Below are 8,943 nucleotides of genomic sequence, written 5' to 3' on the forward strand. Positions count from 1 at the left end.
GTGCCCCGCTTCAGCGTCATCGTCCCCGTCCACAAGGTGCAGGCGTACCTGCACGCCTGCCTCGACTCGGTGCTCGGGCAGTCCTACCGCGACCTCGAGGTGATCGCCGTCGACGACCGCTCGCCCGACGGGTGCGGCGCGATCCTCGACGCGTACGCGGACCGCGACGAGCGGCTCCGGGTGCTGCACCTGCCGGAGAACATGGGCCTCGGCCGGGCCCGCAACGCCGGGATGCCACACGCGACGGGCGACTACCTGCTGTTCCTCGACAGCGACGACACCCTCACCCCGGGCGCGCTGCGCGCCCTGGCCGACCGCCTCGACGAGACCGGCGACCCGGACGTCCTGGTCTTCGACTACGCCCGCACCTACTGGTGGGGCGGCACCCGCCGCAACGTGCTGGCGCACCTGCTGGCGGAGTCCGCCGGGGGCACCTTCACGGCCGCCGAGCGGCCCGGGATCCTCGACCTGCTGATGGTCGTGTGGAACAAGGCCTACCGCCGCGACTTCGTCGAACGGGAGGGCTTCACCTTCCCGCCCGGCTACTACGAGGACACGCCCTGGACGTTCCCGGTGCTGCTCAGCGCGGAGCGCATCGCCACCCTGGACCGGATCTGCCTGTACTACCGGCAGCGCCGCCGGGGCAGCATCCTGTCCACCACCAGCCGCAAGCACTTCGACATCCACGAGCAGTACGCGCGGGTGTTCCGGTTCGTCGACGCCCGCCCGGCGCTCGCGCACTGGCGGCCCTTCCTGCACGCCAAGATGGGCGAGCACTGCCTGGACATCCTCTCCAAGCCGGACCGTCTGCCGCCGTCCGACAGGGCCGAGTTCTTCCGCCGTACGGCCGAGATGTTCCGGGCGCACCGGCCGGAGGGCGTCCGGGTCCCCGCCGAGCTGCGGGTGCTGGAGGGGAGCTACGCCGGCTACGTGCTGCGGCGGCACGCCGGGCGGGCGGGCGGGGAGCTGGGGCGGCGGGCCCGGCAGGCGCGCACGGGGACGGCGGCCCGGGCCGCCCGGGTCCGGTCCGCGCTGCGCCGCCCGCTGGATCCGGAGCTCGCCGTCTACTCGGCGTTCTCGCACCGGGGCGTGCTCGGCGACCCGGCGGCGATCCACCGCGCGGCGCGGGAACTCGCCCCGCACATCAGGGGCGTGTGGGTGCTGGCCGACGAGGAACAGGCGGCCGGGCTGCCGCCGGACACCGCGTACGTGCTGGCGGACTCGCCCGGCTACCGCCGGGTGACCGAGCGGGCCACGTACTTCGTCAACAACGTCAACTGGTCGGGTTCGCTGGTCAAGCGCCCGGGCAGCGTCCACGTCCACACCCATCAGGGCACTCCGCTGAAGTTCATGGGCGCCGATCTGCTGGGCAAGCCCGGCGCCCGGCACGGCTTCGACGTGCCGCAGATGCTGCGCCGGGCCGACCGCTGGGACTACAGCCTGGTCGCCAACCGGCACTCCGAGCTGGTGTGGGAGCGGGCGTTCCCCTGCCACTTCACGTCCCTGCGCAGCGGCAGCCCCCGCAACGACGTCCTGGTCGGCGCGGGCCCGGACAGCGGCCGCGAGGTCCGCGCGCGGCTCGGCGTCCCGGACGGCGACACGGTGGTGCTGTACGCGCCGACCCGCCGGGACTACCGCAGGGACGGGCTGGTGGAGCGGATCGACCTGGCCCGGTTCGCCGCCGACCTGGGCGAGGGCCGCACCCTGGTGGTCCGGCTGCACCCCTCGCTCGCCGACGGGCCGGCGCGCGGGCTGGGTCTGTCGGAGCTGCACCGGCGGGGCGTGCTCGTCGACGCCACGGACGAGCCGGAGGTGCAGGACGTGCTGCTCGCCTCCGACGTCCTGGTCACCGACTACTCGGCCCTGATGTTCGACTACGCCCTTCTGGACCGGCCCATCGTGATCCACGCCGACGACTGGGACGCCTACCGGGCGAGCCGGGGCGCCTACGTCGACATCACGGCCGAGGCGCCGGGTCACGTGGCGCGCTCCTACCGGGAGCTGGCGTGGCTGTTCGACTCCGGGACCTGGCAGGACGAGGAGGCGGCGCGGCTGCGGTCCGCCTTCCGGGACCGGTACGGCGAGTTCGACGACGGCCACGCCGCCGAGCGGGTGGTGCGGACGCTGATGCTGGGCGAGCCGATGCCGGACCGGACGCCGGGCGCCGCCCGGGTGCCCGCCCAGGCCGGCAACCGTGATCTGCTGACCTCGTCGTGAGGCCGCGCACCTGGGTCCTGCTCCTGGCCGCGGTCTTCGCGGTGCTGCAACTCGCGAACGTCTCCGGCCGGGACACCCCCGACAGCAAGAACTACCTGTCGTACGCCCTGAGCCTGAGCGGCGCCGGCAAGCGGGAGGCGGCGGCCGTCACCATCGACCACTACTGCGCGGGCCGGGCGTCGATGGCGCACCGCGCGCAGAACGTGGACGTGGTGCGCTTCCACGCCCCCGACCCCGCCCCCCGGGTCCTCGAGGAGTGCCGGGAGCAGGAGTGGCGGCAGGTGGAGGCGAGGCTGGCGGCCGGACAGACCGGCGGGCACACCGTGCCGTTCATGCCGGAACGGTTCATGCGGATCTTCGAGGTGCGTCCCGGCTACCCGGTGTTCCTGGTGCCGTTCGTCAGTGTGCTCGGCGCGACGTGGGGGCTGTGGGCGGCGGGCGTCGTGATCACCTGCGCGGGCGGGGTGCTGGCCTTCCTGGTGCTGCGCACCCTGTCGGTGCCGGTGCCGCTCGCGCTCACCGGGCAGACGCTGTTCCTCCTGCTGCCGTGCGGGACGACCGCGATGCGCCCGATGACGGAGGGGCTGCTGCTGACCCTCACCCTGGCCGCGCTGTGGGGCTGCGCGCTGGTGCTTCAGGGGCGCGGGACGCGGGCGGGCACGGCGCTCGTGTGCGCCGCGCTGGTCGCGCTGTTCACCGTGAAGCACTCGCAGGCGCTGTTCCTCGGGCTGTGCCTGGCCGGCGCGGGCGCGGCGGTCGCCGTACGGCGCCGGTGGCGGGGACTGCCCCCGGGGCGCGGGGTGGTGGCACTCGCCGGGGCCGGGTGCGCGGGGGCCCTGGGCACCGTGCTGCTGGGCCGGCTGCTGCACCATCCGTCGGTGTCGGAGAGCGTGCAGGACCTGCTGACCGATCACTTCGCCCGCCCCGACCGGGAGCGTCCGTGGGCGGAGTTCTTGCAGCTCCAGGGCAACTTCTGGATGGAGTGGCTGCGGCGGCAGCTGTGGGAGCCGCTGTTCGTGGCGGCCCTGGCGGCCGGTGTGCTGGGCGCGCGGCGCCGGCCGGCGTTCGGTGCGTTCCTGGTCGCGGCGGCCTGCACGGGGATCCTCAACCAGGCCGGGCATCCGGACATCAACATCTGGGGCGACCGGCTGATCACCCTGGCCTGGCTGCTGCCCGTACTGGGCCTGCCGCTGCTGCTGGAGCCGCTGGTGCGGCGGGCGGCGGTGCCCGCGCAGGGGGCTCAGGTGGAACTGGCCCGCTGACCACCGGGGTCACTCGATGAGGTGACACGAGGTCAAGGGGCTGACCAAGCCGGGAACATACGGCAAATGCCTGATATGCCCCCATTTCTCGTCACCCGATGAGCGCCGGAGTCCTCGTAGGGCGGACCGTGGGCGGTGCCACGGCGCTGCGCGGCGGCGGGGCCTGGCGCCCCACCCCGTACCAGCTCTTCGGCTTCCTGTTCTGGCTCGTGATGTCGCTGGCGTACTGGAGGGTGCCGCTGTGCTGCGACGCCGGGCAGCACGCGGCGGTCGTCGAACGGCTCAAGGACGATCTGCTGCGGCCCCGGCATCCGATGGCGGACCTGCCGGGCGCGGGCAGCCCCTACTACTCGCCGCTGGCCCTGGCGCAGGGCGCGTTCGCCCGGCTGACCGGGCTGGGCGGCTGGGAGGTGCTCCGGCTCACCGGGCCGCTGAACCTGCTGGTGCTGCTCACCGGGATCGGCCGTTTCGTCCGGGTCCTCACCCCGCGCCCCTGGGCGCCGGTGCTCGCGCTCGCCGCGATGACGCTGCTGTGGGGGGTGGAGCGGGCCTGGTGGAGCGGCTATCTGAACCTGATGTCGATGACGGGCAACCTGTCCTACCCGTCGGCGTTCGCGATCGGGCTCGCCTTCTGGGCCTGGGCGCTGACGGGGGCGCGGGCCCGGGACGCGGGGGCCGTGCGGTACGTGGGGCCGGGCGGGCTGCGCCCGCTGTCCGGGTACGCGGCGCTGGGCGCGCTGTACGGGCTGATCCTGCTCGTGCATCCGATCACGGCGGTCGCGGCGGCGCTGGGCGCGGTGGCGCTGGTCGCCGGGTGGCAACGGCGATGGTCGGCGGCGGTCGCCGGACGGTGGGCGCTGACGGGGGCGGTGGCGCCGGCGGTGGCCGCGTGCTGGCCCTGGTTCGACGTGTTCGCCCTGGCGGGCGACGGCAGTGTGGACGCCATGCACCGGCGGCTGTACCGGGACCTGGCCGGCCAGTTCGGGCTGGCGCTGCTCGGGCTGCCGGCGCTGTGGCTGCGGGCGCGGCACACCTCGTGGCGCGATCCGCTGGTGCTGATGTTCGCACTGGACTGCCTGATGGTGGCGTACGGCTGGGCCAGCGGCCACTACACCTACGGCAGGGTCCTCGGGCTCACGCTGGTGCCGTTGCAGTTCGCGCTCGCGGTGGAGCTGGCGGCGCCCCGGCCGTGGCCGGTGTGGCGGCGCCTGCTGGGCGGGGCCGCCGCCGCGGGGGCCTGCGCCGGGTTCCTCAGCGTGCACGCCGGGGCGGTGGTGCCGCCCGCGGTGGACCCGGTCGGTTTTGAACGGCCGCCGGACTGGCCGGCGTACCACTGGGCCGCGCGGCACATCGGTCCGGGCGAGGTGGTGATCACCGACGGCTACCACGCCGTCCACGCCCTCGCCGGGTACGGGCCGAACCTCGCCGCTCCGGCCTGGCCGGACGCCGCGCTGGACGAACGGGAGCGGCTGCGGCGGGTGGCCGACGTGCGCGCGTACCTGGATCCCGGCGCGACCCGCGCGGAGCGGGCCACGATCGTCCGCCGGTACCACGCGCGCTGGCTGCTGCTGACGCCCTGGCAGCGGGTGCCCGAGGAGGCGGTGGTGGTGGCGTGGAGCCGGCGGACGGGGGAGGTGCTGGCGCGGATCGGGGGGTGACCGGCGGGACTACTCGATGACGAGGTCGACCGCGATGTTGCCGCGGGTGGCGTTGGAGTAGGGGCAGACCTGGTGGGCCTGCTCGACCAGCTTGCGGCCGGTCTCCTCCTCGATGCCCTCGGGCAGCTCGACGCGCAGCGTCACCGCGAGCGCGAAGCCCTCGCCCTGCTTGCCGAGGACGACCTCGGCGGTCACCGCGGCGTCGCTGACGTCGACCTTCGCCGCCCGGCCGACCACGCCGAGGGCGCTGCCGAAGCAGGCCGCGTACCCGGCGGCGAAGAGCTGCTCGGGGTTGGTGCCCTGGCCGTTGCCGCCCAGCTCCACGGGGGCGCTCAGACTGAGGTCCAGCTTGCCGTCGGAGGTGACGGCGCGGCCCTCGCGGCCGTGGGTGGCGGTGGCGACAGCGGTGTAGAGCGCGTCCATGGGGTGACCTTCCCTCTCGGATACCGGGCCGGGCCTTCTGTCGGTTCCGGCCGCCGTACGACCACAAGTAGAGCACACAACTCAATTGCGCACAACCAAGTGGCCCGCACGGGGCTACCCTGGAGGCATGACGACCACTCCGAGCCCACCACCCGCGTCGCCCCCGCTGCCGGGCACCGCGGACGACTGGCTCCGCCTCGACCAGCAGATCTGCTTCAGCCTGAACGCCGCCTCCCGCGCCTTCAACGGCGTCTACCGGGTGGTGCTCAAGGATCTCGGCCTCACCTACCCCCAGTACCTGGTCATGCTGGTGCTGTGGGAGCACGGCGCCCTGCCCGTGAAGAAGCTCGGCGAGCACCTGCGGCTGGACTCCGGCACGCTGTCCCCCCTGCTCAAGCGGCTGGAGACGGCCGGCCTCGTACGCCGGGAGCGCAGCGCGCGCGACGAGCGGTCGGTGGAGATCCGGCCCACCGAGGAGGGCGTCGCGCTGCGGCAGCGGGCGGTGGAGGTGCCGCGCCGGATCCTCGCCGCGACGGGCTTCGAGGTCGACGAGGTCCGCGCGCTCAGTACCCGCCTGCGCGACCTGACCGCGGCACTGGACAGGGCGACGGCCGAGGGCGCGTGACGGTGGTGGCACGGACGCACGGCGTGTGACGGGACACTCCCGGCCGGGCAAAGGGTATGAATACCCCATAGAAGAGCCCGAGGATGTCATGCGCCCCCCTCACGCCGAGGCCACCGCCGCCTCCGTCGCCGTCGTCGTCATCGGTCACGACGACGTCGCCCATGTGGGCGACGCCGTGCGCTCGGCGCTGGGGCAGGGCCCCGCCGTGCGCGAGGTCGTCGCGGTCGACGACTGCTCGGCGGACGGCAGCGCCGCCCTGCTGGACCGGCTCGCTGCCGACGACCCCCGGGTGCGGGTGATCCGCCTCCCCGTCAACAGCGGCGGCTGCGGCACCCCGCGCAACACCGGGCTCGACGCGGTGACCGCGCCGTACGTGATGTTCCTGGACAGCGACGACGTACTGCCGCCCGGCGCGGTGGACACGCTGCTCACGGCCGCGACCGGGGCGGACGCGGAGGTCACCGGCGGCCTGTGCGTACGCCGCGAGCTGCCGTCGGGCCGCGAGGTGCCGTGGGAGCCCGGCCTGTACGCCTCACCCGCCGTCCTCCCCCACCCGGCGCACCGCCCGCGCCTGGTCCACGACACCCTCTGCGTCAACAAGCTCTATGCCACGGCCTTCCTGCGCGAGCACGGCATCCGCTTCCCCGACGGCCGCTTCCCCTACGAGGACATCGTCTTCACCGCGCGGGTGTGGGCCGCCGCCCCGCGCGTCGCCCTGGTCCCGGACCGGGTGTACGTCTGGCACGTCCGCCGGTCCGCGCGCCGGCTGTCGATCTCGCTGGACCGCGCGGGCATCGGCAACTGGCGCGCGCGCACGCACGCGTGCCGCACCGCCCACGAGATCCTGCTGGACGCCGGGCAGAAGCGGCTGGCCCGCGGGGCACGGGCCAAGTTCCTCGACCACGACCTGCGCATGTACGCGCGCGAACTGCCGCTGCGCGACGAGGACCACCGGCGGGCGTGGTGGGCGCACACCCGGACCGTCCTCGCGGACTACGACGCCGCCGACTGGGCCCGCGACCCGGTCGCCCCGGGCCGGCTGATCGCACGGGTGGTACTGGCCTCCCCCGAGCCGCGCGACCTGCCCCGCCTGCGGGAGCTGGCGTCCCGGCCCGCCCGGCTCCTCCCGCCGTACGCCCGCGCGCTGGACGGCACGCCGTGCTGGTCGGCCGACCTGCCCGGGGTCGCCCTTGAGCCCCTGCTGACCCGCCCCGCGTCCCTGCTCCCCCTCGCCGTGGACGCGGAACTGCGCCCCCGCGCGCGCCGCCTGCGGCTGCGCCTGCACGACCTGTACGGCCGTGCGGCACAGGCGGGCCCGTCGGAGGTGGAGGTGGAGTGGCGCCACCGGGACCGCAAGGGCCCTGCCGTGCGCCGCACGCTGCCGCTGCGGCCGTCCGCCGGGGGCACCTGGACCGCGCAGACCCCCGTACGCCTGGACCGGCTGGCCTCTCTCGCCACGGGCACCTGGGACCTGCGGCTGCGCCTGCGCTTCCGGGACGGCTCGACCCGCCGCGTCACGGCCCACGCCCTCACCGGACCGGGCCTGCTGCGCCGTCACGCGCTGCCGAGCCTCCGGCACGCCGTGCTCCTCGTCCACCCGTACGCCACCCACTCGGGCTCCCTGGCCCTGCGCGTGGCGACCGGCGCACGCGGCATCACCCCGCTCCTGCGCGCCCGGCTGCGGCGCCTGCCCCACCGGCCCCGGGCCGGCCGGCGCCCCGGTGAGCCGGGCACCGTGACACCGCCCCCGCGTCAGAGCGCCTTCAGGGCCTGAGCCGTCGCCCTCGCCAGAGTGGCCAGGTAGCCCTTCGGGAGCTTCGGGTTGCGGATGACCACCGAGCGCCAGTAGAGAGGGCCCGAGATCAGGTCCAGGGCCAGGTCGTGGTCGGTGCCGGGGCGCACCTCGCCGCGCGCCTCGGCCGCCGTGACGATGCCCTTGGCCACTCCGTCCTGGCCTTCGCGCAGGGCCTTCCGCAGGGCCTCGGCGATGTCGGGGTTGCGGGCCGCCTCGGCCTGGAGGTCGGGGAGGATCTGGGAGGCGACGGGGTGACGCAGGGCGCGGGACGTGACCTCGTAGAGCAGGCGCAGGTCGCCCTCCAGGGAGCCGGTGTCCGGCGCGGGCAGGCCCTGCACGGCGATCGCGGACACCAGGTCGAGGACCAGGTGCAGTTTGGAGCGCCAGCGGCGGTACACCGCGGTCTTGCCGACGCCCGCGCGGCGCGCGATCCCCTCGATCGACATCCGCGCGTAGCCGACGGCGGCGAGTTCCTCGAAGACGGCCGCCCGGATGGCCTCCGTCACGTCCTCCCGCAGTACGGCGGCCCCGGCGGGGGCCCGGCGGCGCGGACGCGGCTGGGGCTCCTCGGCGTTCGTCGTCATGCGGACCAGCATAGGCCGCCACCGTAGCGACGAAACGGTTGCGTTCCGACGTCCATTCGACCTACGCTCCGTCACGACGATACGGTTCCGTCCCGACGTCGATTACCCCGTTGCCCTCCCCTCCCCCTAGCGAAAGCAGCGGATGTGAGTCAGGTCCTCCACACACCGCCCCCCGCACCGGCCGGCCCGGCCGAGGACGACCTCGCGGCCCTCGCCGCCCGGCACGGCCTCACGGTCAGCGGCGCCCGGCCGTCCCTCGCCGAGTACGTCCGTCAGCTCTGGGGCCGGCGGCACTTCATCCTCGCCTTCTCCCAGGCGAAGCTCACCGCCCAGTACAGCCAGGCCAAGCTCGGCCAGCTCTGGCAGGTGGCGACCCCGC

At 74.8% G+C, this 8,943-nt stretch carries 7 protein-coding genes and 1 pseudogene; 6 read left to right on the top strand and 2 right to left on the bottom strand.

Annotated features, from left to right (window positions below; genetic code table 11):
- The 3 genes from F1615_RS34380 to F1615_RS34390 all read left to right on the top strand — a co-directional run bounded on the left by F1615_RS34380 (nucleotide 1) and on the right by F1615_RS34390 (nucleotide 5,137).
- Nucleotides 1-2,217, top strand: coding sequence for a bifunctional glycosyltransferase/CDP-glycerol:glycerophosphate glycerophosphotransferase (locus F1615_RS34380; RefSeq protein ID WP_149552963.1), 2,217 nt, complete (start codon nucleotides 1-3; stop codon nucleotides 2,215-2,217).
- Nucleotides 2,214-3,479 carry a hypothetical protein gene (locus F1615_RS34385; RefSeq protein ID WP_149552964.1) on the top strand — a complete coding sequence of 422 codons (1,266 nt, stop codon included), beginning with the start codon at nucleotides 2,214-2,216 and terminating at the stop codon, nucleotides 3,477-3,479. The genes F1615_RS34380 and F1615_RS34385 overlap by 4 nt, the downstream gene beginning before the upstream one ends.
- A gap of 98 nt (nucleotides 3,480-3,577) precedes the next feature.
- Complete coding sequence (locus tag F1615_RS34390) at nucleotides 3,578-5,137, top strand: hypothetical protein (RefSeq protein WP_149552965.1); 1,560 nt, start codon at nucleotides 3,578-3,580, stop codon at nucleotides 5,135-5,137.
- A 9-nt stretch (nucleotides 5,138-5,146) separates the two neighbouring features.
- On the opposite strand, the gene F1615_RS34395 is transcribed toward F1615_RS34390, so the two are convergent.
- The gene (locus tag F1615_RS34395) at nucleotides 5,147-5,560 is read right to left on the bottom strand and encodes an organic hydroperoxide resistance protein (RefSeq protein ID WP_149552966.1); all 414 of its coding nucleotides are present in this window, start codon (nucleotides 5,558-5,560) and stop codon (nucleotides 5,147-5,149) included.
- 127 nt (nucleotides 5,561-5,687) lie between these two features.
- Between F1615_RS34395 and F1615_RS34400 the strand changes: the two genes are divergently transcribed.
- Both F1615_RS34400 and F1615_RS34405 read left to right on the top strand, forming a co-directional pair.
- The gene (locus tag F1615_RS34400) at nucleotides 5,688-6,185 is read left to right on the top strand and encodes a MarR family winged helix-turn-helix transcriptional regulator (RefSeq protein ID WP_149552967.1); all 498 of its coding nucleotides are present in this window, start codon (nucleotides 5,688-5,690) and stop codon (nucleotides 6,183-6,185) included.
- An 88-nt stretch (nucleotides 6,186-6,273) separates the two neighbouring features.
- Complete coding sequence (locus F1615_RS34405) at nucleotides 6,274-7,959, top strand: glycosyltransferase family 2 protein (protein ID WP_149552968.1); 1,686 nt, start codon at nucleotides 6,274-6,276, stop codon at nucleotides 7,957-7,959.
- On the opposite strand, the gene F1615_RS34410 is transcribed toward F1615_RS34405, so the two are convergent.
- Entirely contained in the window at nucleotides 7,938-8,564 is a 627-nt protein-coding gene (locus F1615_RS34410; protein WP_149552969.1) for a TetR/AcrR family transcriptional regulator, read from the bottom strand. The genes F1615_RS34405 and F1615_RS34410 overlap by 22 nt on opposite strands.
- Nucleotides 8,565-8,708: 144 nt before the next feature.
- Here F1615_RS34410 and F1615_RS34415 point away from each other — a divergent pair.
- Nucleotides 8,709-8,943 (top strand): annotated as a pseudogene (locus F1615_RS34415) (ABC transporter permease); the annotation flags it as partial.

It is taken from the genome of Streptomyces marokkonensis, from assembly GCF_008312835.1.
Classification (GTDB): domain Bacteria; phylum Actinomycetota; class Actinomycetes; order Streptomycetales; family Streptomycetaceae; genus Streptomyces; species Streptomyces marokkonensis_A.

Coding starts and splice junctions, on each gene's coding strand:
- F1615_RS34410 (WP_149552969.1), bottom strand. CDS start 8,564: ATGACGACGAACGCCGAGGAGCCCCAGCCGCGTCCGCGCCGCCGGGCC.
- F1615_RS34405 (WP_149552968.1), top strand. CDS start 6,274: ATGCGCCCCCCTCACGCCGAGGCCACCGCCGCCTCCGTCGCCGTCGTC.
- F1615_RS34390 (WP_149552965.1), top strand. CDS start 3,578: ATGAGCGCCGGAGTCCTCGTAGGGCGGACCGTGGGCGGTGCCACGGCG.
- F1615_RS34395 (WP_149552966.1), bottom strand. CDS start 5,560: ATGGACGCGCTCTACACCGCTGTCGCCACCGCCACCCACGGCCGCGAG.
- F1615_RS34400 (WP_149552967.1), top strand. CDS start 5,688: ATGACGACCACTCCGAGCCCACCACCCGCGTCGCCCCCGCTGCCGGGC.